The organism is Nonomuraea wenchangensis, assembly GCF_900111685.1.
Lineage (GTDB): Bacteria > Actinomycetota > Actinomycetes > Streptosporangiales > Streptosporangiaceae > Nonomuraea > Nonomuraea wenchangensis.
On record NZ_FOHX01000007.1, the window covers coordinates 419,896 to 444,673 of the forward strand.

Sequence of the window (24,778 nt, forward strand, 5' to 3'; positions counted from 1 at the left end):
CCGGATCGGCGCCCCGCCCGAGGTCGCGCGGGGTGCGGCCCGCCCCGCGCGGGCCGAAAGTTTCATGACGGGGCCGTCAGTCCCCGTCCGGCGGCGGCTGCAGCATCGGGACGAGGAAGCGTCTGGCCACGGAGGCGAGCTGCGCGTCGTCGTCGAGGTCGACGATCTCGCTGGGGATCGCCAGGAACGAGGCCGACACCCGGACCATGAGCTCGGCCACGAGCTCGATGTCAAGGTCGGCGGGCACGTGCCCCGCCCGCTGCTCGCGGCGGAGCTGGCCGGCGACGAACTGCCGGACGACGGCGAGCGTCCGCCCCCCGTCGCTGACCATGGAGGGGACCAGCAGGTCGGGCTCCACGTCGATCAGCCCGCCGATCAGCGGATTACCGCGGATCGCGCGCATGGAGCTCACGAAGCCCAGGACCACCCGCTCGGCGGGGGTGTCCGCGCGTTCGATGTCGATGAGGAACTGGTCGAAGTAGCGGCGGAACTCGCGTCGCACGACGTCCTCCACCAGCGCGTCCTTGGTGGTGAAACGGCGGTAGACGGTGATCCGCGAGACCTTCGCCCGCCGGGCGACGTCCTCCATCGTGGAGCGGCGGATACCCATGCGGCTGAACTGCTCGTAGGCCGCGTCGAGGATGCGGCCGCGCAGCTCGTCGGTGTCGCCGACCTGCTCGACCGCATCAAGATAGGCGCGCTCCAGCAACGACTCCGACTCGGACGGCGTCGAGAGGCCGGACAGCACAGATTCCACGATCACCTCCTGTCCTGATTCTGCCTCAAGCGCCAACAGCCGCGGTCGCGGTCTTGTGATGTCGCTCACGGTGTGCTCTGATGATACGCAGAATCGTACGTTGTTTCACCGTATCAGAAGGCACTCCCCCCGGCCTCGGGAGAAGGAGGAACAGCGGCAATGGACGGATTCAGCCGGCGCAACATTCTGAAAGCGGGTGGCGCGCTCGGCGCGGTGGGCGCGCTCAGCATCGCGAGCCCGGCACACGCGTGGACCTGGTCGCCCACCGGATCGGTGGCCGGCACCGGAGCGGGCCTCGACCCGCGCTGGGTCTGGGACGAGGAGGCCGACCCGCTCGTCGCCTCACTGCTCGACCGCGGCGACGTCACCCAGGTCAACACCCTGCTGCGCACCTGGACCAAGAACGGCCAGCCGCTCCCGGCCGGCCTCCCCGCGGACCTGCGCGACTTCATGGAGCGCGCCCGGCAACTGCCCTCATGGGCCGACCAGGGCAAACTCGACCTCGCCGTCGAGTTCAACAAGAAACGCGGGCTCTACCTGGGCGTCCTGTACGGCCTGGCCAGCGGCATGATGAGCACGGTCATCCCCAAGGAGGCGCGCGCGGTCTACTACTCGCAGGGCGGCGCCGACATGAAGGACCGCATCTCGAAGACCGCCAAGCTCGGCTACGACATCGGCTCGAACAACGCCTACTGCCCCGACGGCGAGATGATCGTGACGGCGGTCAAGACCCGGCTGGTGCACGCGGCGGTGCGGCACCTGCTGCCGCAGTCGCCCTACTGGTCGCAGGTCGCCGACGAGGAGATCCCCATCAGCCAGCGCGACATGATGGTCACCTGGCACAGCCTGCCCACGACCGTCATGCAGAAGCTGGTCGCCTGGAAGGTGCCCATCCCCTCCAACGAGTCCGCGGCCTTCCTGCACTCCTGGCAGGTGGGCGCGCACATGCTCGGCATCAAGGACGAGTACATCCCCGCCTCCTGGGCCGAGGCCAACAGCCAGGCCGCGCAGGTGCTCACCCCGATCCTGGCGCCGACGCCCGAGGGCATCAAGCTGGCCGACATCCTGCTCAACCTCGGCTCGTCGGTCGACGCCGGCATCCTCAGCAAGCCCATTCTCGGCGCGTTCACCCGCTTCATGCTGGGCGACCAGATCGCGAACTGGCTGAAGATCGGCAGGGAGCCGATCTGGGACCCGTTGCTCAAGGTCGCCTGGGGGCCCTTCATCGCCGTCCGCGAGGGCCTGCTGCCGTTCCCGCTGGCGCCCGAGGCGTACTGGCTCTTCGACGAGTTCCTTCGCAAGGCGGCCCTGCTCTTCCTGTCCGAGGCGCGGCCGATCAGCATCGAGATCCCGGACAGCAACCGCCCCTCCTGACGCGAGGACACCGAGAAAGGAGCTCCCGCCCATGGCGGATCTGAGCAGGCGCAAGATGCTGATCACGGGTGGCGCCCTCGGGGCGATGGGCGCCCTGAGCATCGCGAGCCCGGCACAGGCGTGGACCTGGTCGCCCACGGGCTCGGTCGCGGGCGCCGGAGCGGGCCTCGACCCGCGCTGGGTCTGGGACGAGGAGGCCGACCCGCTCGCCGCCTCGCTGCTCGACCGCGGCGCCGTCCCCGAGGTCAACCGGCTCCTCTGGGACTGGAACCGCAACGACCAGCCCCTGCCCGCCGGCCTGCCGGGCGACCTCGTCGCCTTCATCGACAAGGCCAGGCAGCTGCCGCCGTGGGCGGACCGCGCCAAGCTGGAGACCGCGGCCACCTTCAACAAGTCGCGCGGCCTCTACCTCAACCTGCTCAACGGCGTCGGCGGCGGCATGCTGAGCACCGCGATCCCCAAGGAGGCCCGCGCCGTCTACTACTCCAAGGGCGGGGCCGACATGGAGGACCGCGTCGCCAAGACGAGCCTCCTCGGCTTCGCCGTCGGAGCGCTCGACGCCTACCGGCCCGAGGGCACGTGCATCGTCCAGTCCGTCAAGACGCGGCTGGTGCACGCGGCGGTGCGGCACCTGCTCCAGCAGTCGCCCCACTGGGGCGGCGACATCCCCATCAGCCAGGAGGACATGCTGGTCACCTGGCACACCCTGCCGACCTACGCCATGCGCAAGATGCTCGAATGGCAGGTGCCGATCAAGCCCGCCGAGTCGGCGGCCTACCTGCACGTGTGGCAGGTGACCGCGCACATGCTCGGCATCAGGGACGAGTACATCCCGATGACCTGGGACGCCGCCAACGCCCAGTCCGACCAGATCCTGCCCCGCAACATGGGCCCGACGCCCGAGGGCGTGGAGCTGACCGACATCCTGCTGGGCCAGCTCGCCGAGCAGACCAGCCCCGGCAGCGTCAGCCGGCCCCTGTGCAACGCGCTCGCCCGCTACCTCGTCGGCGACCAGGTGGCCGACTGGGACGGCATCCGGCGCGAGCCGGTGTGGGACCCGCTGATCAGCTCCGCCTGGCCGAAGCTGGTCAAGTTCCGCGAAGGGCTCATCCCGCTGCCGCTGGTGCCCTCGATCGCCTGGGTCATCGACGAGGCCGTCCGGCAGTACATCCTGTTCTTCCTCACCAAGGGCAAGGAGACCAAGATCGAGATCCCGACGACCAACCGCCCCGGCACATGACCGGACCGACCGACGAGACCATCGGACGCCGCCGGTTCCTCGGCTACGTCGTGGCGGCCCCGACCCTGGTGGCCGCCGCCGAGCTCGTCCCCTCGGCACCCGCCGCCACACCCGCCGCCGCCGTCTCCCCGGAGGCCGCGGCGGCAGCCGGGCTGCCCTCGCCCGACCTCACCGAGCTCCTCGACCTCAACGACGTCATGACCGCGGCCGCCCTGCCGACCTCGAACCTGATCTCGGTCGAGGTCGGCACGGACGGCATGGTCTCCTTCGCGCTGCCGCGCGCCGAGGTCGGGCAGGGCATCACCACCTCCACGGCCATGCTGATCGCCGAGGAGCTGGCCGTGCCCCTGGAGCGGGTCCGCGTCACGCTCGCCGACGCCCGGCCCGAGCTGCTGTTCAACCAGCTCACCGGCGGCTCGAACACGACCGTCTCGACGTACACGCCGATCCGGGTCGCCGCCTCCGTCGCCCGGCTGCGGCTGACGCAGGCGGCGGCGGCCGAGCTCGGCGTGCCCGCCGCCGAGCTGCGACTGGAGGGCGGCGCGGTCGTCGCCCCGTCCGGCCGCCGGCTCGACATCGGCGCGCTCGCCGTCAAGGCCGCGAGCGCCAGCACCCGGCAGGTGAGCGTGGAGCTCGCGCCGCGCGCCGGCTTCAGCGTCATCGGCCGGCCCCACAACCGGATCGACGCGCTCGCCGCGGTGACCGGGCGCAAGAAGTTCACCATGGACCTCGACGTGCCGGACGCCAAGCCGACCATGGTCTGCCGCCCGCCGACCATCAACGGCAAGGTCGACTCCGTGAGCAACCTCGCCGAGGTCCGCGCCATGCCGGGCGTCACCGACGCCGTCGTCATCGCCACCGGCGTGGCGGTGCGCGCCGAGACGTTCGGGCAGTGCATCGACGCCGTACGCGCCCTGCGGGTCACCTGGAAACCCGGGACCGCGGCCGGCAAGTCCGACGAGAGCGTGCTGCGCGAGCTGGCCGCCGCGGAGCTGCCGCTCGGGCTCAGACCGCCGACGCCCACCGTCGAGGCCACGTTCACCTTCCACTTCCGCGGCAACAGCGCGCTGGAGCCCAACTGCGCGATCGCCGACGTACGGGCCGGCCGCGCCGAGATCTGGTCCGCGCTGAAGTCGCCGATCGTCGCCCAGCAGGCCATCGCCGCCAAGCTCGGACTGCCCGTCGGCAAGGTCACCGTGCACGTCACCGAGGGCGGCGGCTCCTTCGGCCGCAAGCTCTTCTTCGACGCCGCGCTGGAGGCCGCCGAGGTGTCACAGAAGATCGGCAAGCCGGTCAAGCTCATGTGGCACCGCGCCGACGACGCCCGCCAGGGCCGCGTGCACCCGATGGCCACCTCGCGGGTCAGGGCCGCCTACCTCGGCCAGACGGTGCTCAGCTACAAGCAGCGGCACACCAGCGTCTCCACCGACCTCGGCCACGGGCTCGGCGAGATCTTCACCGCGCTGGCCGCCCGGCTCCCGGTCGGCGACGTCGGCTTCTCCCAGACGTTCTTCCACCTCAGCCAGGCCATGTCGTACGACTTCGGCGCCAGCAGCCACCTGCTCGCCGAGACCGACAAGGACTTCAACACCGGCAGCATGCGCAACGTCTACTCGCCCGACGTCACCTGCGCCCGCGAGCTCGTCGTGGACCAGCTCGCGGCGCGGATGGGCAAGGACCCGTACCGGTTCCGGCACTCCTTCCTGCGCGACGACCGCTCGCGGGCGGTGCTGGCGCGGGCGGCCGAGGCGGGCGGCTGGGGCCGCGCGATGGCGCCGGGCACCGCGCAGGGCATCGCCTTCCACGCCGAGTACAAATCGGTCAGCGCCTGCCTGGTGGAGATCGACTGCCGGCCCGAGACCGTCAACAGGACCGTCCGCGACGCCGTGACAGGACCCCGCGTCACCAAGGTCGTCTTCGCCGTGGACGTCGGGCTCGCCGTCAACCCGCGCGGGCTGGAGGCGCAGATGATGGGCGGCATCTCCGACGGCATCGCGCTGGCCCTCACCTCCAGCCTGCACCTGCGCGACGGCTACTTCCTGGAGGCGAGCTGGGACAACTACTTCTACACCCGGCAGTGGAACACCCCGCTCGACCTCCAGGTCATCGTCATGCCGAGCACGTCCGAGCAGCCGGGCGGCGCGGGGGAGCTGGCCGTGGCCGGGTCGATGGCCGCCGTCGCCTGCGCCTACGGCCGCGCGACCGGCACGATGCCCACCACCTTCCCGATCAACCACGGCACGCTCTCCTTCACCCCCAAGCCCACCGTCCCGCCGGTCCCGCCGTCCCCGACCGACGGCCTCGACCACGCCCGCTGAACCGAGGAGCCCCAGGAGTGCCCGAACACACCTTCCGCGTCAACGGCGAGCAGGTCACCGTGGACGTCGCCGACGACGTACGCCTGCTGTGGGTGCTGCGCGACATCCTCGGCATCACCGGCCCGAAGTACGGCTGCGGCATCAACGTCTGCAAGGCGTGCACCAGCCACCTCAACGGCAAGGCGGTCAACCCCTGCGCCATCCCCGTCAAGGACCTGCGGCCGTCCGACGAGGTCACCACCATCGAGGGCCTGCCGGCCACGGTCGGCCAGGAGCTGCACCCCATGCAGCGGGCCTGGCTGGAGCAGGACGTCGCGCAGTGCGGCTACTGCCAGCCCGGCCAGATCATGGCGGCCGTCGCCCTGGTCAACCGGGTGGCCGCGGAAGGCCGTACGATCACCGACGCCGACCTCGACGGCATCCGCAACATCTGCCGCTGCGGCACCTACGTCCGCATCCGCCAAGCCATCAGGAAAGGCGCCGAGAGCATGTGACGGCAGGACCCCGGCCGGGCGACTCCTGCCGCCGAGTTGGGCTTATTCGCGCGCCCGTCACTCTCCGTGCGTATACGTTTCCGGAATGGAGTTGTTCACCCCGACGCTCGACTGGAGCTCCGAGCTCTGGATCTCGCTGCTGTGGATCGCCAGGGCCTGGGCGATCGCCGCGGCGTGCACCCTCGCCGCCCTCGTCCTCATCGGCCTGACCACCACCTGGGGGCGGCAGTTCTGGCGCATCACCGGCGGGTACTTCACCGGCCGCGACAGCGTCAAGGTCTGGCTCGGGCTCAGCGCCCTGCTGCTGTCGGTGGTCACCGGCGTGCGATTGGACGTGCTGTTCAGCTACCAGGGCAACGACATGCTCTCCAGCCTCCAGGTCGCGGTCCAGGGCATCGCCACCGGCAAGGTCCCGGTGCGCGACTCCGGCGAGCAGGGCTTCTGGACGTCGCTCTGGATCTTCTGCGTGCTCGCGGCCGTCCACATCGGCCGGCTGCTGCTGGACCTGTTCCTGCTCCAGCGGTTCGTGCTGGCCTGGCGGGCCTGGCTCACCGACCGGCTCACCGGCGACTGGCTCGACGGGAAGGCCTACTACCGGTCGCGGTTCATCGACGACACCATCGACAACCCCGACCAGCGCATCCAGTCCGACATCGACGTGCTCACCGCCGGCTACGGCCCGCTGCCCAACCTGCCCAGCAACGGCGGGACGGCCGGCACGCTGCTGTTCGGCGCGATCTCGGCGGTCATCTCGATCGTGTCGTTCACCGCGATCCTGTGGCACCTGTCGGGCAGGCTCTTCCTGTTCGGGGCGGAGATCCCCCGGGCGATGTTCTGGATCGGGCTGGTCTACGTCATGTTCGCCTCCGTCATCGCGTTCTGGATCGGCCGGCCGATCATCTGGCTGGCCTTCAGGAACGAGAAGTACAACGCCGCCTTCCGCTACGCACTGGTCCGCCTGCGCGACGCCGCCGAGGCGGTCGCGTTCTACCGCGGCGAGGTCGCCGAGCGCACGGGGCTGCGGCGGCTGTTCGCCCCCGTCGTCGCCAACTACAAGCGCTACCTCAATCGGACCATCGGCTTCAACGGCTGGAACCTCGCGATCAGCCAGAGCATCGTGCCCCTGCCCTACGTCCTGCAGGCGCCGCGGCTGTTCGCCGCCGAGATCCGCCTCGGCGACCTCACGCAGTCGGCGTCGGCGTTCAACGAGATCCAGAGCGGCCTGTCGTTCTTCCGCAACGCCTACGACGCCTTCGCCGGCTACCGGGCGGCGATCATCCGGCTGCACGGCCTGGTCGTCGCCAACGAGGAGGCGAGGGCGCTGCCGGAGGTGACCACCCGGCCGAGCGCCGACACCGAGGTCGAGCTGACGGCCGTCGAGGTCCGCACGCCGGACGGGCGGCAGCTCATCGACCCGCTCGACCTGCGGCTGGAGGAGGGCGACACGCTGGTCGTCACGGGGGCGTCCGGCACCGGCAAGACCACGCTGCTGCGCAGCCTCGCCGAGCTGTGGCCGTTCACCAGCGGCACGCTGACCCGGCCGGGCGGGGCGAACGAGACGATGTTCCTGTCGCAGCTGCCGTACGTGCCGCTCGGCGACCTGCGCGCCGTCGTCACCTATCCGGGCAAGGAGGGCAGCACCGACGACGAGAGCCTGCGCGCCGCCCTGCGCGACGTCGCGCTGCCGCACCTCGCCGACCGGCTCGACGAGGTGCAGGACTGGGCCAAGATCCTCTCGCCGGGTGAGCAGCAGCGGGTCGCGTTCGCCCGGATCCTGCTGACCAGGCCGAAGGTGGTCTTCCTCGACGAGGCGACCTCGGCGCTGGACGAGGGCCTGGAGCTCGTCCTCTACCGGCTGGTGCGGACCCGGCTGCCCGGCACCATCGTGGTCAGCGTCAGCCACCGCTCGACCGTCGACCGGCACCACGCCCAGGAGCTCCGGCTGCTCGGCGACGGCGAGTGGCACGTCGCCCCGCTGAACGCCGACGACGGCGACTCCCTCGGCCGGCCGTCCAGCCCGGCCCACCCATGATCATTTGTGGAGGAATGTCCGAAATCTGCAAGTGGTGAGGTCTGCTTCGGGAAAGACGGCATCGGCCCCTCCGGGATTCACTTCCGGGAAACACGCCACGAAAGGGGCCGTTCACATGCCCGACATGCCCACCGGTGAGTTCTGGAAGGACCTCCGGCCGATCGAGAACTCCTTCCGGCCCGACGCCCTCCCCGAGGTCTACCTCTCCAAGGTCGCCACCGACGACGACCGTTACTACGTGCCGTTCACCGACACCGTCGGCTCCCGCCCGCTGTGGATCAACGTCAAGGACAACAGCTGGGCCGACATCCTGCGGGCCAAGGAGGCGGGGCTGGTCAACCGGCACTACCACCCGCACGAGGTGTTCGCGTACACGATCTCCGGCAAGTGGGGCTACCTGGAGCGGCCCTGGACGGCGACCGCGGGCGACTTCGTCTACGAGGCCCCGGGCGAGGGCCACACGCTGGTCTCCTACGACAGCGGCGAGCCGATGAAGACGTTCTTCATCGTCAAGGGCCCGCTCATCTGGCTCGACGAGAACGGCGAGCCCGACGGCTTCTTCGACGTCCACGACTACATCAAGATGTGCCGCGAGCACTACGAGAAGGTCGGGATCGGCGCCGACTACGTCAACTCCCTGTTCCGCTGAGCCCCCGGCGCACACCCCCTAAGTGAGATCGTCATGACTGCCACCACCGCCGCGGCCGGCTCCCGGACGGCCGACCGGTACGAGAACCGCCTCCTCGTCATCCTCTTCCTGTCGTTCGGGTTCGTCTTCTTCGACCGTCAGGCGCTGTCGTTCCTTGCGCCGTACATGGACGCGGAGTTCGGCCTGTCCAACGCCCAGCTCGGCACCCTGTCCGGCGTGCTCGCGCTCACCTGGGCGCTGGCCGGCATGTTCGCCGGCCGCCTGTCGGACGCGCTCGGCCGGCGCAAGCCGATCCTGGTCGCGGCCGTGGTGCTGTTCTCGCTGTTCTCCGCCTCGTCCGGGCTGATGGGCGGGTTCGCCGGCCTGCTCGCGGCACGGGCGCTGATGGGCACGGCCGAGGGCGCGGTGCTGCCGATGGCGCAGTCGCTGATGGTCGAGGCGTCGCGGGAGAGCCGCCGGGGCTTCAACATGGGCCTGCTGCAGGGCTCGTCGGCGGGGCTGCTCGGCGGCATCGTGGCGCCGCTCGCCGTGGTGTGGATCGCGGAGACCTGGAACTGGCGGGTCGCGTTCTACGTCACGATCATCCCCGGGCTGATCGTCGCCGCGCTCATCTGGCGGTTCGTCCGCGAGAAGTCGCCGCGCACGCTCGCCGAGGCGCCACGGGAGCCGCGGGAGCAGCGGGCGGCGGCGGTCAAGGTGCCGCTGCGCGAGGTGCTCAAGCTGCGCAACATCGTCGTCTGCATGCTCATCGCCTGCTGCTACCTCACCTGGTTCGTCACCATCATCACCTTCACCCCGACGTACCTGACCGAGGTCAAGGGCTTCGACCCCGGCACGATGAGCGGCGTCATGACCTGCCTGGGCGTGGCGTGGGTGCTGTGGGGGTTCGCGACCCCGGCCATCTCCGACCGGATCGGGCGCAAGCCGGCGCTGATCGGGTTCACGGTGCTCGCGGTGTGCTGCCCGCTCGCCGTCGTCTACGTCGAGAGCCCCGTGCTGCTCGGCGCGATCATGGTGGTCACCTATACCGGGCTCGGCTGCTTCACGCTGTTCATGGCCACGATTCCGGCCGAGACGGTGCCCCGCGCGGCGCTGGCCACGGCGCTCGGCGTGATCATGGGCGTGGGCGAGCTGGCCGGCGGGTTCCTCGGGCCGATGGTCGCGGGCTGGGCCTCCGACCAGTGGGGGCTGCAGTCCGCGATGTTCATCGCCGCGGGCGGGGCCGTGGCCGTGGTGGCGCTCTGCTTCGCGCTCAAGGAGACGGCTCCCGCCGTGCTGCGCCGCCGCGCCGCCGCCGTACCGGCTGAGAGCGCGGCATGAGGGCGGCCGTCTGGCACGGGGCCGGGGACGTCCGCGTCGAGGACGTCCAGGTCCGGCCGCCCGGCCCCGGCGAGGTGACGATCGAGGTGGCCTACTGCGGGATCTGCGGCAGCGACCTGCACGAGTACGCCGACGGCCCGCACGCCGTCCCTGTCGGCGACCCGCACCCGGAGTCCGGCGTGGCCGCGCCGCTCGTCCTCGGCCACGAGTTCTGCGGGACCGTCAGCGAGACCGGCGACGGCGTCACCGGCCTCGCCCCGGGGGACCGGGTGGCGGTCGAGCCGCACTACCGGTGCGGACGCTGCCCGCGCTGCCTGGCGGGGGAGTACAACATCTGCCGGCACTTCGGGTTCGCCGGGCTCATGGGGCACGGCGGGCTGGCCGAGCGGGCCACCGTGCCGGCTTACATGCTGCACCGGCTGCCCGAGGAGGTCTCCCTTGAGCAGGCGGCGGTGTTCGAGCCGGCCGCCGTCGCCCTGCACGCGGTGCGCCGGGCCGCGCTCCGGCCCGGCGAGAGCGTCGCCGTCCTCGGGCTCGGCCCGATCGGGCTGCTCGTCACCCGGTTCGCCGCCCGGCACGCGGCCAGGCACGGGGGCCGCGTCGTCGCCGCCGACCGGTCCGCGGCCCGCCGCGAGCTGGCCCTCCGCCTGGGCGCCGCCGCCACCGGCGCTGACCTCGCCGACCTGGTGGGCGACGAGGGCGCGGACGTGACGTTCGAGGCGGTCGGCTCGCAGGACACCCTGCGGGCGTCCCTGGCCGCCACCCGGCGCGGCGGGCGGGTGATGTTCCTCGGGCTGACCGGCGCGGTCACGCTGGACGCCTTCGCCCTGGTGAACGACGAGCAGACGATCATGACCAGCGTGGGCTACCGCGACGTCTATCCGGAGCTGATCCGGATGGTCGCCGAGGAGGGCGAGGACCTGAGCGCCGTCGTCACCTCCGTCATCCCCCTGGAACACGTCGTCAAGGACGGATTCGAGGCGCTGCTGCGCGGACCGGAGCAGGAGGTCAAAGTGCTGGTACGACCGGGGGATCGGCCATGAGCGGGGAGTTCGCGGGCCGGCGGGCGTTCGTCACCGGCGGCACGTCCGGCATCGGCGCGGCCACGGCCGTGCTCCTCGCCGAGCTGGGCGCCGAGGTGACCGCGCTCGGCCTGCCGCCCGCCGACCTGCCGGACCACCCCCGCGTCCGCGTCGTCGAGCACGACGTCCTGGACCGCGCGGGGCTGGCCGGCCTGCTGTCGGCGGGCGAGCCGCTAGCCGCCCTGGTCAACTGCGCGGGCGTCAGCCACGACCGCGAGGAGTACGACCTCGCCCGCTGGCAGCGGGTCATCGAGATCAACCTGACCGCCACCATGGTCGCCTGCCAGGCCGCCCGCCCGGCCCTGGCCGAGAACGGCGGCGCCGTCGTCAACGTCTCGTCCATGTTCGCCTTCTCCGGCAGCAGGGACCGGCCCGCCTACAGCGCAAGCAAGGGCGGCGTCTCCCAGCTCACGAAGTCGCTGGCGGCCGAGTACGCCGCCGACGGCATCAGGGTCAACGCCGTCGCGCCCGGTTTCGTGGTGACCCCGCTCGCGCGCGGCGTGCTCGACGACCCCGAGGCCAAGGCCCAGGTGCTGGCCCGCATCCCGGCCGGGCGGCTCGGCCGGCCGCGCGAGGTCGCCACGGTGGTCGCGTTCCTGTGCTCGGCGGCGGCCTCGTACGTCACGGGCGCGGTCGTCCCCGTCGACGGAGGCTACCTGGCCGGATGACCGTCCCCTAAGCTGAAGTCCCCCTGACATGCACGAACATCAGGAGGTCGCATGTCCGCCCTCTCCGTGATCTCCCAGGCCACCACCGAGCACCTCGAACCCGGCGAGCGCATCGGCTACTGGGAGGAATACAACCGCAAGGCGCTGGTCGGCCTGTCCTGCACCTCGTACTCGGAGCAGGGCCTGCTCGCCAGGCAGACCAACCTCGGGCTGGGCGGGCTGCGGCTCGCCGACATCACCGGCAACGCCCACGCGATCGAGCGCAGCCCGCAGACCGTCAGGTCGGCGCCCAAGGACTCGGTGTTCGCGACCCTGCTGCTCAAGGGCGAGGCCGTGTTCCTGCACGAGAACGGCTGCCTCGCGGCCACGGCGGGGGAGCTCGTCGTCTACGACACGCGCAGGCCCTACCTGTTCGGGTTCTCCTCCTCGATGCGGCAGATCCTCGTGGACGTGCCGCGCGGGCTGTTCGCGCGGGCGTGCGTCGGCGGCGAGCTGCCGGGGCCGATGCTCTTCGGGCGCGGCACGGCGCGGGAGGGCGCGCTCGTGGCCGCGCTCGGCTCCCTGCTCGGCGGGCTGACCGCGCTGCGCGGCGACCATGACCCCGCCGGCGCCGAGCGGACCGTGCTCGACCTGCTCAGGCAGCTCGCCGAGGAGCGCACGGGCGGCCGGCCCCGGCCCGACTCCTACCGCTCGCAGCTCATCGTGGCCGAGGACTACATCGAACGCCACCTGCACGACCCCTGTCTCGGGGCCGCGCAGGTGGCCGGGGTCATGGGCATCTCCGTACGCCATCTGGCGCGCATCTTCGAGCCGACCGGGCGCACCCCGGCCCGGCACATCACGGAGCGGCGCCTGGCCAGGGCGCATCAGGAGCTCACCGGCCCCGGGGCGCGGGAGACGACGATCGCCGACGTCGCGCACCGGTGGGGGTTCTCCAGCCAGGCGCACTTCGCCCGGCTCTTCCGCTCCCGCTTCGGCCTCACCCCGAGCGAGGCCCGCGCGGAGGCGGCGTGAGCGCCCCCGAGAGCGGGCCGTCGCCCTCGTAGAGGGGCATCCGGGCCCAGCGCGGCGTGTCCAGCTCGGCCACCAGCAGCGCGACCCCGACCTCGCCCTTGTGGAGGCTGTCGGGCCGCTGCGCGGCCTCGCGCACCCGCGTCGCCGCGTGCGCCGCGAGCAGCCTGGCCCTGGCCTGCCAGGTCGGGTCCCCGGTCCTGGCATGGTGGGCGAGCAGCGCGTACGCGCGCCCGGCGAGGCCGCAGCACAGGTCGGCGGGGCCGGGCAGCGGCGCCTCGTACGCGCTCCACGCCGCCCCCCGCGCCCATTCCTCGTACCGGTGCTCGCCGGTCAGCTCGTGGGCCAGCCACCACAGGGGCACGAGCCCGGCCGTGCCGTTGCACCAGCTCGCGCCCAGCAGCGGATCCGGCCGCGGGCCGCCCGCCTTGACCGGCCAGAGCAGGCCCCGGCCCGCGGGGTGGGCGAGCGCCCCCAACTGGTCGAGGAAGCCGATCACCCCTTCGGGCGGCGGCGAGGACGACGCCCGCGCCCAGCGCAGGAGGGCGAACAGGCAGCCCGCCCAGCCGTGGGCGGCGCCGAGGGTCCCGAGCCGGTGCCCGTCCGCGACGGGGGCGGCGCGGGTCAGGTCGGCGCGTACGGACTCGCTGAGCCTCGCACCCGACGCCCGCAGCCTCCCCTCCAGGGCCGGACCCACGCACCCTTCCAGCAGGGTCGCGCAGCCGAGCAGCAGCCCCGAGCGGCCGAAGGCGAGGTCGAGCTCGGGGCAGGGCGCCTCCGCCGCCCCCAGGAACGCCTCCACCGCCGCGTCCCGCGAGCGCGCGTCGCCCCGCGCCGTTGCGACGCGGGCCTGGACGAGGTGGACGCCGCTGACCTGGTGGTAGAGCGAGCCGCGACCCGTGAGCTCGGGCACGATGCCGAGGCTCTCGTTGACGAACGCCGCCGCACCCGCCTCCCCGCCGGCCGCGGCGGCCGCCGCGGCGCGCACCGCCCAGGCGTCGGCGAGCGCGAGCAGGTGCCCGTCCGCCCGCGCCTCGGCGATCCGCAGCAGCGCGTAGGCGAAGCCGGCGGCGCCGTTCATGAGGGACGCGGTCGGCGGCACGAGCCCGCCGTCGAACAGCGGGCCTGGCACGTCGAGCCGGGAGAGCACCCGATCGAGCAGCGCCCGCTCAGGCCCGCCCGCCGCCCGGCCCGCCATCGGGCCCGTCGCCGTCTGGTCCGCGCGCGCGGCGGTCCGCAGGGCCCGCGACAGGGCGGCGAGCGACGGGTAGCGGTCGCCGGGGCTCTTCGCCAGCGCCCGGCGCAGGACCCGTTCGGTCGCCGGCAGCTCCGCCGCGCCGTGGCCCGCGAACGGCAGCGGCGGCTCGTCGCGAAGCTGGCGCAGCATGTGCTCGGGATGGAGGGAGAAGGCGTGGGTGTGGGCGCCGGTCAGCAGCAGGTAGGCGAGCGCGGCGACGGCGTACTGCTCGCCGGCCGCCGTCAGAGGCTCGCCGGACCGCCCCGCCAGGCGGGCGCGGGCGGACTCCGGTTCGAGGAAGAAGTCGACGCCGCCGCCCCGCGGCCGCGCAGGACCGGCCCCATGATGGGCGCTGAGGCCGAAGTCCAGCAGCACGACCTCCTGATCAGGGCCTACCAGGACGTTGCGGGGATGCACGTCCCCGTGCAGCACCCCGAGCGCGTGCAGGGCGGCGAAGGCGGCCACGACCCGCTCCACCAGGCCGAGCAGGGCGCCGACGCCCTCGGGCCCGCCGAGCCTGCGGGCCTCGTCCGCCGCGTCGTGCGCGTCCACGCCCGCGACCCAGGACAGCAGCAGGTACGGACGGCCCGCGTGCTCACCGGAGCCGAGCAGCCGGGGCCCGGCGCGGCCGTCGAGGAGACGGAGAACGGCCGCCTCGCGGCGCAGCAGGGGAACGAGGTCGCCCTCCGAGCCCTCCCTGGCGATCTTCAACGCTGCGGGCGAGCCGCCGGGCAGGCGGGCCAGGTGGACCTCCGTGTCGAGCAGGACCTGCACCGTCTCGACGATCTCCGCGTCCCCGACGACGTCGCCGGGCCCGAGCGCCGCCTCGATGGGCTCCGTCAGCGCGGACCCGGCCGGCAGGAGCAGGCCGTCCCTGACGAAGCCGGCGAGGACGGGGAAGACCTCGTCCAGCGTTCGCCGGGGTTCGAGCCCGGTGGCCGAGCTGAAGGTGATGACGGCGTCCACGATCGTGGTCGGCTCGCGGAAGCGTTCGAGGAGCGAGGCGGTGCCCTCGTCGATGACACTCGTGGTGGCGCGCGAGCGCGGCCGGGTGACGCAGTAGTCGCCCGGCCGGTGCTCGATCCGCTCCCGCAGCTCGGGCGGCAGCCCGGCCACCGGCGCCACGACCACGTCTCCCGGCAGCACGAAGGGCCCGAGCACCGTCATCCGTGTCCCTCCCTCGCGGCTTCGCTCCACATGCCGTCCGTCGGCACCCACGTGTCGGTGTCGACGCCGGACAGGCGCAGCCGCTCCAGGGCGAACCGCCAGGGCGGCATGCCCGAGTGCGCCGTACGCGCCGTGACCAGATGTTCGGCCAGCCGGCCGGCCACCCACATCCGCCAGCTCGTGGCCTGGGCGCCCGCGCGCGGCGGGTCCGCGCCCCAGGACACCAGCCCGTCGAGGGTGACCGCCGCGCTGAACGCGACGCCGTGCGCGGCCATCCCGCCCACCCGCCCGGCCAGCAGGGACGCGCCCTCGCGCAGGTCGTCGAGCCGGTCGAAATAGATGACGATCTTGTCGGGGCGGCAGATCCCCGCGGCCTCGCGAGCGGTCTTGAAACCCGTCACGCCCGGCGTCCTGGCGAGGCCGCCGGTGATCTCGGCCAGCGCCGCCGGCATCGCCTCGGCCGAAGGGCTGACGTACAGCTTGTACGTCACCCCGGACCGCCCCCACCCGCGCCGCCCCGCCTCCACGGACCAGTGCCGCCAGGGCGACGGGCCGGCCAGGTCGCCGGTCGTCTCCGTCCAGCCGCCGGTGCGGGCCCGCTCGCCCAGCCCGCCGGGCGCCCCTCCGAGATAGGCGTCCACGGCCGCCTCGTCGGGCAGGCGGTGCAGCAGCTCGGCCGAGACGGGCTGGTGACCGTAGCCGTAGAGCCGGCCGGCCAGCGCCTCCGCCGGCAGGTCCGCCAGCGCCTGGCCGTAGCGCAGCGCCGCGACGGACAACGCGGCGATCCGGCCCTGACCGCCGCGCGAACGCCCCGGCAGCACCGCGTCCGCGGCGGCGTACCCGTATCGGAAGCCCTCGTCGGTCAGGACCTCCAGCACGCCGTCGGCGACGAGCCTGGCGAGGGCCCGCCCGCCGTCCTCGGCGAGCGCCCTGCGGGCGAACACGGGAACGCGGCCCGGCTCGGCGAGCGTGAGGAACAGCAGCGCCGTCTCCGGCGAGCACGAGCGCACCGCGAGCCCGCAGTCACCCCGAGGCCGCAGGACGCCGTAGAAGTCGCCGTCGTCCTCCTCGGGCGGCTGCTCGGCAGGTACGAGCTCGTAGCGGGGGTTGGCGCGGAACGTGCGTTCCCCCACGGGGCCGGCGCTCACAACGCTCTCACGACGACGACCCCGCCAGGCGCTGTTCAAGTGCGCCGGAGTGCATCAGGGCCGCCGGCGGCTCGTCCCCGCCGTCGGCCGGAAGCTGCACGCGCAGTTTGCTCGCCTGGAAAGACATGGGAACCCCTCCGATGCACGAACGGCGGCTCGTCGCGGTCACTCGCCGTGGGTCTGGTCCTCCGCCTGGCGCTCACGCAGCGCCTGCTCGGCGCGGGAGATGTCGTCGAGGTGCGCCTGGAGCTGTCTCTTGGCCGCCTCCGCCAGGAGATCCACCTCCGCGAGGCGGTGTTCGAGCTGCTTCTTCAGCAGCGGCAGGGCCTCGGGGCTCACCAGTCGCGCCCGCTCCTGCGTGATGACGATCGAGCAGTGGCAGTAGTCGAGGTTCGTGAGGTAGCACGTGCAGATGTAGGTGCCCTCGCGGGCGAGCGCCGGCTGGGCGGCCTCGTCTCCGGCGGCGTCCACGAGGCTGCCCTCCGCGCCGCACGGAAGCTGAACACGTAGTCTGTCCGCCCGGAAGGACATGCGATCACTCTCCATGCTCGGCCGGTCACTCGTGACGCTATCCCGCCTCTCCTGCCGCTGCCAGGGCGCCGCCCGCTTCTTTTGCCGTTCGGGACGGAAGCGCCGGCTCACCTGCCCGAGTCTTTCCCGAGACCATTCCGGCGGCGCGTTTCCGGCCGATCCCGGTCGGCAAGATAGCCGGTCAGGGCCGGTCCGGCCCTTCTAGAGAGTGGAACGACATGCGTGTTCGCCGGAACGATCAGGAGCTCTCGCTGCGGTTCGAGAGCGGCGCGGAGCTCTCCGTGGACCTCGGCCGCCTCGACCTCACCGAGGAGCAGGACCAGGCCCTGTCCAAGCTCGTCGGCAAGGCCGGCGAGCTGGACATGGAGTGCCGGGACGACGACGAGCACTGCCCGGCGCAGGCGGTGCTGAGCCGCGACGAGTTCGAGGCGGTACGCGGGCTCAAGGTGGGACTGCAGTCCGCCGGAGTCGAGGTGCGCGGGCCGATCATCGACTTCTGCCTGCACGTCCACATCGTCGGCCGGTCGGTGAAGGAATAGGGCGCGTGGTGCCGCACGCGCCCGAGGAGGGCGCCCCGCTCGCCCGGCTCGTCGACCTGCTGCTGCGCTGGCGCGTCGAGGGCCTGGACCGGCCGGCCGGGCAAGCGCTGGAACGCGTGATCCGGGAGCTGGCGGCCCCGGCCCGCGCCCACGTCGTGGAGTGGCGGACCTTGCGGACGCTGCTCCACCAGGTCCTCGGCGTGACCTTGAGCATCCCCGACGACGCCGGCGAGGGCCACGACGAGGGGCACGGCGACCGGTACCGTCTGCTCAGCCGGGCGCGCGCGGCCGGCCTCCCGCTGGACGGCGCCCTGCGGCAGGACCCGTGCGAGGTCGCCAGGGACGCCTGCGTGCTCCTGCACCGTGGGCAGTACCTGCCGGCCGCGCGAGCCCTCACCGTGCTGGCGGGCAGCGCGCCGGCGGGCGGCGGGGACGGCGGGGACGGCCGGGCGGAGCGGGCCGTGCGGAGGTTCGCCGACCAGGCCGCCGCCCACCTGGGCGCGCTGGCGGGCGCGTTCTCCTCGTCCGGGCTGAGGTGGGAGCTGCGCCTGCTCGCGTACGTACGCGACCCCGGACGTGACCCTGCCGGGCGCGAGGCGACGGTGGTCGTGTCATGACGGCCCTGAGCGGTCCGGCCGAGGCCGCGCTCTCCTGGGTGGAAGGGCATCTCGGCCAGTTCGGGGTGCGTGCGCACGCGCGTGACGAGCACGAGCTCGTCCTGCTGCTCAAACCGCTCTCCGAGCTGGCGTTGACGGCCTCGCTGCTCGGACGCGACCCGGCGCTGCGCGAGCGCTGCCACCGCCTCGTCACGTGGGCGTGGGACGAGGCCGAGCGCGGCGACTGCCTGCTGCGCGTCACCGCCGCCCGCCCCGAGCTGGTGGAGAGCGTCGGATTGTACGCGAGCGCGTACGAGTGCGGCCACCACGACGAGCGCCTGCACGCCTGGTTCGCCCATCTGGCCGGCACCGCGCTGGCCGGCGGGCTGGAGATCCCGGCCTGGCGCGAGAGCGCGCTGCGCCACAACCTGGCGAGGCTGGGCCTCGCGGAACCGCCTCGGGCGTCGGCGCGGGGGAGCTGGCTGGGCGCGCTGCCCGAGCCCTGGACGATCTCCGACGGCACCGGCTACCCGATGACCCACGAGGTGTTCTACCTCACGGACTTCGGGGCGCGGCCGGCCGCGCTGCCCCCGGACACCGTCGCCTACCTGGCCCAGTGGCTGCCCGGGTGGTGGCGGTGCGTGCGCGGGTCGGGCAACCACGACCTGGCCGCGGAGCTGGTCATGACCGCCGCCTGCGCGGGGCTCGCGCCCATGGAACGGGAGCTTACGGAGCTGCTGGCCCACGCACGGCCCGACGGCGGGTTCGCCGGCCCGGCGGGCGCCGGCGGCGACCTGCCGAGGCCCGACGGCGACGACCCGCGGCGGCGGTTCCTGCGCGACTACCACACCACCCTGGTCACGCTGCTCGCCCTCACCACCGGCCTGTGGGCCACGCGCGGCGCGCCCGTACCGGAGCTCATCGGAGGCGAGCGGACATGAGCGAGAGACCTTCCAGGACCATCGCCAGGGCGGGCCGGGTCAGGCGGCTCGACGCGCTGTTCCGGGCCATGGAGAGCGACTTCCTGCTGCGCGAGCAGTTCGTCACCGGGCCTTCTGAGATCCTGGCCGAGTATCTGACGGGCGAGGCGCTCGCGCCCGACCAGACGGCCGTCACCGACCGGCTGATCTACGCGGTGTTCGCGAACAAGAAGCTGCTGCACTGGTTCCAGGAGTACGCGCACGACCACATCGACGACGTGCCGACCACGCAGGTGTTCCTCGCGGACTTCCTCGACGCGGTCGTCGAGCACCGCGGCCGGGCCGTCGTGGCCGCGCTCGCCGCCGGCTGCGCGGCCGGGACCGGCGTGCGCGGGCTGAGCGAGGACCTGCTGCACTATCTCGTCAACCTGCACGCGGCCCAGTTCCTCAAGCACGAGGAGGTGGCCGACGGGACGAGCGCCGAGGAGGCGGAGCACGACAGCATCGCCGTGGAGCGGGACGAGGTGGCGGGCACGCTGACCGCCGTCACCTGGACCACGTACACCACGGGGACGGGCACCGGGACCGGCACCGGCGTCGCGACCCGCAGCCCGTTCACCGCTCTGCGGATGCGCGAGCGGGAGGAGACGGTGATCGGCCCCTTCATCCCGCTGTACGCCGCGGTGACACTCAACGAGCTCGCCCGCTACGCCGCGCAGTTGCAGGACAACGGCGCCCTCGGGTACGGCTGACCGCCCATGGGCACCCGGACCGAGGACCACGCGGGCGGCCCGTCCTCCCGCAGGGAGCGGGCGCTGCGCCTGGTGGAGGAGGGGCGGCGGGACGAGGCGCTGCCCCTGTGGCGGGCCGAGCTGAGCACCGGCGAGAGCGGTCTGGCCTGGATGCAGGACCAGCTCCACTCCTTGCTGGAGCGGCGCGACCTCACGGCGGCCGGTGAGTGCGCGGCGATCGCCGCCGAGCTGCGCTGGGGCGCCGGCTCCGGCCCGGCCCCGCGCGCGGCCGTCCCCATGAGCGTGCCCAAGCTCCGGCACGACCTGCAGCAGCTCGGCCACCTGCGCCGCCAGGGCGTACTGGGCGAGGAGCACGCGCCCGTCATCGATGCCTACCGGCGGGCGCACGACCGGCTCGCGGCCCGGGGCGCGGACGCGCGCGAGCCGCTGGACGCCGCCGCCGACCCGGTGCTCGCCGACGCCTACAACCGCCTGCTCCACGTACGGGACACGCCGCGGGTGGCGCGCGCACTGTCCTCCCGCTGGGATCCCGCCGCGGTCGAGGAACAGTACCTGGCGAACCCGCCGGGGGTCGTGTTCGTGGACGGTTTCCTCACCGACGAGGCCCTCGACGGGCTGTACCGCTTCTGCCTGGACTCGACGATCTGGTCCGGCAACCGGTACGCGCACGGCCGGCTGGGCGCGTTCTTCCAGGACGGCTTCGCCTGCCCGCTGCTGATGCAGATCGCCGAGGAGCTGCGCGAGGCGTTGCCGAGGCTCATCGGCGAGCGTTATCCGCTGCGCCAGATGTGGGGTTTCAAATCGGGCCCCGAACTGCCCGCGGACGCGACCACGCACGCCGATTTCGCGGCCGTCAACGTGAATTTCTGGATCACCCCGGACAGCGCCAATCTCGACCCGGGATCGGGCGGGCTGGTGGTGCACGACCTCGACGCGCCTCTTTCGTGGGACTTCGACACCTACAACGGCCGTTCGGACCTCATCCGGCCTTTCCTGCGGGAGCGGCGGGCGCGCAGCATGACGATTCCGTACCGGCGGAACCGCGCGGTCGTCTTCAATTCCGACCTGTTCCACGCGACCGACGCGGTGCGGTTCCGCCCGGGGTACGAGAATCTCCGCATAAACGTCACGATGTTGTACGGGGACCGCGAGGCCGAGGTCCATCACCGCGAACTGTCGGGCCCCGTCACGACGCTTTCCCGGCCCGCGTGGCGGTCGGCGGCGTTCGCGAGAAGAAAAGCCGGCGCGAGACCCCGGAAAGGATGATCCATGAACATCCCCGCTGTTCAGGAGCTGAAGGAATACCACCGCCGCGGCGGCGCGCGATCCGCGGTCACGATCGACGACGAGGAGATGCGGCGAGTCACGGACGTGCTGGCCCGCCAGGCGATCGTCGTCGAGACGCCGCCCGCCGAGCTCCGCTACATCGAGGGCCTGCTGCGCCTGCCGCTCTTCTCGATCGAGGAGTTCTTCGTCATTCCCGCCTCGGGGCACCCGGAATGCGCCTGCGGGCGTACGCCGACCGCGCTCGATCTCGTCGTGCACGCGGTCGAGAGCCGGCTGCACGACGAGCAACTGCTGCGCGACACCCTCAGCGGTGAACACAATCTCTTCGAGTTCGCCGACGAAGGACGCGCGGCGCCCTGCCTCAACTGCGGCCGGGAATTCCTCAGCGGCTCCTACTGGACCCACAACTACCTGTACGCCTGACTCCGGAACGACAATCAAGTCGTCATGCCCATTCGAGCTGATGAAGGCGGAATACCGGTCAGGCGCACCCGCTAGCCCAGCCCGCCCATGTCGATGATTTTCCACGGGTCGCCGTCCGACCGTCTGCCGAGGAGGAAGCTGTACGGGTAGTGCGGGTCGTCGTTCGGCGGCTCCTCGTTGCAGTGGCGGACGTCGACGGTCACGAAGACCCCCTGCACCTGCCGATAGCCGCCGGGCCCGTACTCGTCGGGAGCCGGCGCGCCGGCCGGGGCGGGACGGTGTCGCGCCCCGGCCGGTCGGGTCACGAGGCGTAGGTCTCGAACTCGGCGACCTTCGGGGTGCCGGACGCGCCGGTGATCCTGAAGGTGATCTTGGTGAGCGAGGTGGCGGTGAAGGTGATGGTGCCCGCGCCGCTGCCCGACTTCAGCACCGCGCCGGTGCCGCCGTTGAGGAGCTGCCAGGAGCCGATGGCGCCCGAGGAGCCGGCCGCCTCACGGATGACGACCCTGGAGACCGTCGTGGCCGAGCCCCACTTGATCGAGATGTCGCCGGTCGAGCCGGACGGCGACCAGTAGGTGCTGAGGTCGCCGTCGCGCACGTTGCCGTAGCTCGTGCCGCTCGCCTTGCTGGAGCCGTCGGAGCCGGCCCCGATGCTGAGGTTGGTCCCGCCGGGCGACGAGGTCGGGGTCGTCGTGGGAGTGGACGTCGGGGACGACGTGGGCGAAGCGGTGGGGGACTGGGGCGTGCAGCTGCCGTTCGACACCTGCAGGCCCTTGTTGGCCCCGGCCGTCCGCCGCACCACGTCCGGCACGCAGCTCGCCGTGTCCAGGCTGTAGGAGTAGGGGACGCTGACGGAGGTGTTGGACTGCACGTTCGGCCCGGCCGGGTTGTTCTCGCTGCCGGGGCTCGACCAGGTCACGTTGTCGAAGATGTTGCCCGCGACCTGCCAGTAGCCGGCCTCGCTGGTGTAGAAGGTGCCGAGGACGTCCTTGGAGTCCTCGAAGTAGTTGTTCTCCACCTTGGCGCGGCCGCCGGCGCGAGAGTTGATGCCGGACTCGTGCAGGTTCACGTAGTGGTTGTCGTAGATGTGGGCGATGCCGCCGCGCAGCAGCGGGGTGCGGGAGTCGATGTTCTCGTACAGGTTGTGGTGGAAGGTGACGTAGCCGTTGGAGCGGTCGCTCTCGCTGGAGCCGATGAGCCCGCCGCGGCCGGAGTTGCGCAGGATGCTGTACGACAGCGTCACGTACTGGACGTTGTCCTTCATGTCGAACAGGCCGTCGAAGCCCTCCGACTCGCCGCCCGACGCCTCCAGCGTGACGTGGTCGACCCACACGTTGCGCACGTCGCTCTCCATGCCGATGGCGTCGCCGCCGTTGGAGGTGGGGGAGCCGGACTTCTTGACGTTCCTGACGGTCACGTTCTGGATGATGATGTTGCCGGCCTCGCGGATGTGGATGCCCAGCTGGTCGAAGACGGCCCCGCCGCCGACCCCGACGATCGTGACGTTGCTGATCTGCTTGAGCTCGATCACGCCGGCGGCGGTGTTGCAGCTTCCGCCCGACACCTTGGCGGTGTTGCCGTGGTTGATGGTCCCCTCGACCTGGATGGTGATCGGGGTGCTGCTGCTGGCCCGGTTGCACAGGGCCTGGTGGATCGCGGTGCCCGTGGTGGCCCTCACAGTCTGCCCGCCCGCGCCGCCGGTGGTGCCGCCGTTGGCGCTGGCGTAGCCGGTGACGGTGCCGGTCGCCGCCGACGCCTGGAGGCCGGGCAGGGCCGTGCCGACGGCGGCCGCGGCGGTCACCGCGGCCAGTGCGGCGGCGAGCCGTGCCACGACCGCCCGTCTCGTCCTCGTCCCGCGGGCGGCCACGGCTCTCCTGTCGAACTTGCTCATCACAGCCGAACTCCTTGCTGGTCCGGCAGGCCCGGTGGGCCTGCGTCCGGGTCCCCCCAGCGCGTGCGCATCGCTCCCACACCGTAGGAAAGCGCTTTCCTCAGTGTCAACGCGCCATGAAACTTTCATGCCGCGCCTCGCCTGTGACCGGCGATACGGCTGTGACCTGCGAAAACGGCTGTGACCATCAACAGATGAACAGGGCAAGGGCCCCAACTCTGCTCATATGAGCAATCTTTGGCTCAAGTGTTGCATCGAGGTTAATTCACGACTTACGGTGCGTTACCTACGTCACATACGGAGGCCCCTATGAGTAAGTTTCGGCTGCTCACAATCCCCGCTCTCCTCCTGGTCGCCGCGCTGACCTCCTGCTCGGTGTCCTCGAACCCCGGCGGGTCCGCCGATGCGGGCGACCAGAAGTCCGCCGGCCCCGTCGCCATCGGCTTCAGCCAGGCGACCCAGCAGTCCCCCTTCTACGTGCAACTGCGCGAGGGCGCGGAGGCCGCCGCCAAGGAGGCGGGCGCCACGCTCTACTTCGCCGACGCGGGCGGCGACGTGACCAAGCAGAACAACGACATCCAGGACCTGATCACCCGCCAGGTCGACGTCCTGCTCGTCAACCCGGTCGACCCCCAGGGCGTGCAGCCGGGCATCGCCGCGGCCAAGGCGGCCGGCGTGTCGGTCGTGACCGTGGACCGGCCGGTCCCCGACGGCGCGGTCGCGCACGTCGGCCGGGACAACAAGGCGATGGGCGCGCTCGTCGGCAAGCGGCTGAGCGAGGCGCTCGGCGACAAGGGCGGCAAGGTCATCGAGATCCGCGGCGACGCGGGCGGCGCCGTCGCGCGCGACCGCAGCGCCGGGTTCCACGAGGCCGTCGCGGGCAACGACAAGATCAAGATCGTGGAGGGCCCGTACTCGGACTACGTCCGCTCCAAGGCGGTCACCGCGATGCAGGACCTGCTCCAGGTGCACCCCGACGTCGCCGCCGTGTACGCGCACAACGACGACATGGCGCTCGGCGCGATGCAGGTGCTGAAGGAGAACGGCAAGGACAAGGTCCTGGTCTCCGGCGTCGACGGCCTCATGGAGGCGGTCAAGCAGATCCCGGACGGCCAGTACGTGGCCACCGCGCTCAACGACCCCATCTCCCTGGGCTCGAAGGCGATCGAGACCGTGCTCAAGGTCCAGAAGGGCGAGCAGGTCGAGTCCTCCATCGACGCGGGCACCGAGCTGATCGACAAGGCCAACGCGGCCGGGTACGTCGGCGACGGCGAGTTCGCCCAGGCATCCACGAAGTAGGGGTCCGAGGCGCCCGCGACCCGGGCGCCCCGGAGCCCAGGCA

General features: G+C 72.2%; 23 protein-coding genes. 17 read left to right on the forward strand and 6 right to left on the reverse strand.

The window, feature by feature from the left end; translation table 11 throughout:
- Nucleotides 1-76 precede the first annotated feature (76 nt).
- On the reverse strand, nucleotides 77-757 hold the full coding sequence (locus BMW85_RS23595; RefSeq protein WP_177240842.1) for a TetR/AcrR family transcriptional regulator: 681 nt from the start codon (nucleotides 755-757) through the stop codon (nucleotides 77-79).
- Nucleotides 758-916: 159 nt separating this feature from the next.
- Between BMW85_RS23595 and BMW85_RS23600 the strand changes: the two genes are divergently transcribed.
- The 10 genes from BMW85_RS23600 (at nucleotide 917) to BMW85_RS23645 (ending at nucleotide 12,948) form a co-directional block, all read left to right on the forward strand.
- Nucleotides 917-2,131 (forward strand): oxygenase MpaB family protein, encoded by a 1,215-nt coding sequence (locus BMW85_RS23600; protein ID WP_091085062.1) that lies wholly within the window; start codon nucleotides 917-919, stop codon nucleotides 2,129-2,131.
- A 31-nt stretch (nucleotides 2,132-2,162) separates the two neighbouring features.
- Complete coding sequence (locus BMW85_RS23605) at nucleotides 2,163-3,371, forward strand: oxygenase MpaB family protein (RefSeq protein WP_091085064.1); 1,209 nt, start codon at nucleotides 2,163-2,165, stop codon at nucleotides 3,369-3,371.
- On the forward strand, nucleotides 3,368-5,689 hold the full coding sequence (locus BMW85_RS23610; RefSeq protein ID WP_091085066.1) for a molybdopterin cofactor-binding domain-containing protein: 2,322 nt from the start codon (nucleotides 3,368-3,370) through the stop codon (nucleotides 5,687-5,689). Before BMW85_RS23605 ends, BMW85_RS23610 begins: the two co-directional genes overlap by 4 nt.
- Nucleotides 5,690-5,706: 17 nt before the next feature.
- Nucleotides 5,707-6,183, forward strand: a complete 477-nt coding sequence (locus BMW85_RS23615; RefSeq protein ID WP_091085069.1) for a (2Fe-2S)-binding protein — start codon at nucleotides 5,707-5,709, stop codon at nucleotides 6,181-6,183.
- 85 nt (nucleotides 6,184-6,268) lie between these two features.
- Nucleotides 6,269-8,215 carry an ABC transporter ATP-binding protein/permease gene (locus BMW85_RS23620; RefSeq protein WP_091085071.1) on the forward strand — a complete coding sequence of 649 codons (1,947 nt, stop codon included), beginning with the start codon at nucleotides 6,269-6,271 and terminating at the stop codon, nucleotides 8,213-8,215.
- Nucleotides 8,216-8,330: 115 nt separating this feature from the next.
- Nucleotides 8,331-8,864: a 2,4'-dihydroxyacetophenone dioxygenase family protein gene (locus BMW85_RS23625; protein ID WP_091085074.1), complete on the forward strand. Its 534-nt coding sequence runs from the start codon at nucleotides 8,331-8,333 to the stop codon at nucleotides 8,862-8,864.
- A gap of 33 nt (nucleotides 8,865-8,897) precedes the next feature.
- Nucleotides 8,898-10,184 (forward strand): MFS transporter, encoded by a 1,287-nt coding sequence (locus BMW85_RS23630; RefSeq protein WP_091085076.1) that lies wholly within the window; start codon nucleotides 8,898-8,900, stop codon nucleotides 10,182-10,184.
- Complete coding sequence (locus tag BMW85_RS23635) at nucleotides 10,181-11,227, forward strand: 2,3-butanediol dehydrogenase (RefSeq protein ID WP_091085079.1); 1,047 nt, start codon at nucleotides 10,181-10,183, stop codon at nucleotides 11,225-11,227. Before BMW85_RS23630 ends, BMW85_RS23635 begins: the two co-directional genes overlap by 4 nt.
- Nucleotides 11,224-11,934, forward strand: coding sequence for an SDR family NAD(P)-dependent oxidoreductase (locus BMW85_RS23640; protein WP_091085081.1), 711 nt, complete (start codon nucleotides 11,224-11,226; stop codon nucleotides 11,932-11,934). Before BMW85_RS23635 ends, BMW85_RS23640 begins: the two co-directional genes overlap by 4 nt.
- A gap of 51 nt (nucleotides 11,935-11,985) precedes the next feature.
- Entirely contained in the window at nucleotides 11,986-12,948 is a 963-nt protein-coding gene (locus BMW85_RS23645) for a helix-turn-helix domain-containing protein (RefSeq protein ID WP_091085084.1), read from the forward strand.
- Here the strand turns inward: BMW85_RS23645 and BMW85_RS23650 are convergent.
- The 3 genes from BMW85_RS23650 to BMW85_RS23660 form a co-directional block, all read right to left on the reverse strand.
- Nucleotides 12,914-15,349, reverse strand: coding sequence for a lanthionine synthetase LanC family protein (locus BMW85_RS23650; RefSeq protein WP_091085085.1), 2,436 nt, complete (start codon nucleotides 15,347-15,349; stop codon nucleotides 12,914-12,916). The two genes, BMW85_RS23645 and BMW85_RS23650, sit on opposite strands and share 35 nt — an antisense overlap.
- On the reverse strand, nucleotides 15,346-16,497 hold the full coding sequence (locus tag BMW85_RS23655; RefSeq protein ID WP_091085089.1) for a hypothetical protein: 1,152 nt from the start codon (nucleotides 16,495-16,497) through the stop codon (nucleotides 15,346-15,348). Before BMW85_RS23655 ends, BMW85_RS23650 begins: the two co-directional genes overlap by 4 nt.
- 165 nt (nucleotides 16,498-16,662) lie before the next feature.
- Nucleotides 16,663-17,028 carry a hypothetical protein gene (locus tag BMW85_RS23660; protein ID WP_143082378.1) on the reverse strand — a complete coding sequence of 122 codons (366 nt, stop codon included), beginning with the start codon at nucleotides 17,026-17,028 and terminating at the stop codon, nucleotides 16,663-16,665.
- Nucleotides 17,029-17,246: 218 nt separating this feature from the next.
- On the opposite strand from BMW85_RS23660, the gene BMW85_RS23665 reads away from it, so the two are divergent.
- Genes BMW85_RS23665 through BMW85_RS23690 form a run of 6 tightly spaced genes read left to right on the forward strand, consistent with a single transcriptional unit; the run spans nucleotide 17,247 to nucleotide 21,545 of the window.
- Nucleotides 17,247-17,567, forward strand: coding sequence for a hypothetical protein (locus BMW85_RS23665; protein WP_091085093.1), 321 nt, complete (start codon nucleotides 17,247-17,249; stop codon nucleotides 17,565-17,567).
- A gap of 5 nt (nucleotides 17,568-17,572) precedes the next feature.
- Nucleotides 17,573-18,184, forward strand: a complete 612-nt coding sequence (locus BMW85_RS23670; protein ID WP_091085095.1) for a hypothetical protein — start codon at nucleotides 17,573-17,575, stop codon at nucleotides 18,182-18,184.
- Nucleotides 18,181-19,104, forward strand: coding sequence for a DUF6895 family protein (locus BMW85_RS49670; protein WP_091085097.1), 924 nt, complete (start codon nucleotides 18,181-18,183; stop codon nucleotides 19,102-19,104). The genes BMW85_RS23670 and BMW85_RS49670 overlap by 4 nt, the downstream gene beginning before the upstream one ends.
- Nucleotides 19,101-19,835, forward strand: coding sequence for a hypothetical protein (locus BMW85_RS23680; protein WP_091085100.1), 735 nt, complete (start codon nucleotides 19,101-19,103; stop codon nucleotides 19,833-19,835). Before BMW85_RS49670 ends, BMW85_RS23680 begins: the two co-directional genes overlap by 4 nt.
- A 6-nt stretch (nucleotides 19,836-19,841) precedes the next feature.
- Entirely contained in the window at nucleotides 19,842-21,101 is a 1,260-nt protein-coding gene (locus tag BMW85_RS23685) for a hypothetical protein (RefSeq protein ID WP_091085102.1), read from the forward strand.
- 3 nt (nucleotides 21,102-21,104) lie between these two features.
- Nucleotides 21,105-21,545, forward strand: a complete 441-nt coding sequence (locus BMW85_RS23690; RefSeq protein ID WP_091085106.1) for a DUF8243 domain-containing protein — start codon at nucleotides 21,105-21,107, stop codon at nucleotides 21,543-21,545.
- A 71-nt stretch (nucleotides 21,546-21,616) separates the two neighbouring features.
- On the opposite strand, the gene BMW85_RS23695 is transcribed toward BMW85_RS23690, so the two are convergent.
- Together BMW85_RS23695 and BMW85_RS23700 are read right to left on the reverse strand one after the other, a co-directional pair.
- Complete coding sequence (locus tag BMW85_RS23695) at nucleotides 21,617-21,850, reverse strand: hypothetical protein (RefSeq protein WP_091085108.1); 234 nt, start codon at nucleotides 21,848-21,850, stop codon at nucleotides 21,617-21,619.
- Nucleotides 21,847-23,436, reverse strand: coding sequence for a pectate lyase family protein (locus BMW85_RS23700; RefSeq protein WP_091085110.1), 1,590 nt, complete (start codon nucleotides 23,434-23,436; stop codon nucleotides 21,847-21,849). Before BMW85_RS23700 ends, BMW85_RS23695 begins: the two co-directional genes overlap by 4 nt.
- Before the next feature lie 309 nt (nucleotides 23,437-23,745).
- On the opposite strand from BMW85_RS23700, the gene BMW85_RS23705 reads away from it, so the two are divergent.
- Nucleotides 23,746-24,735, forward strand: coding sequence for a substrate-binding domain-containing protein (locus tag BMW85_RS23705; protein ID WP_091085113.1), 990 nt, complete (start codon nucleotides 23,746-23,748; stop codon nucleotides 24,733-24,735).
- Nucleotides 24,736-24,778 lie beyond the last annotated feature (43 nt).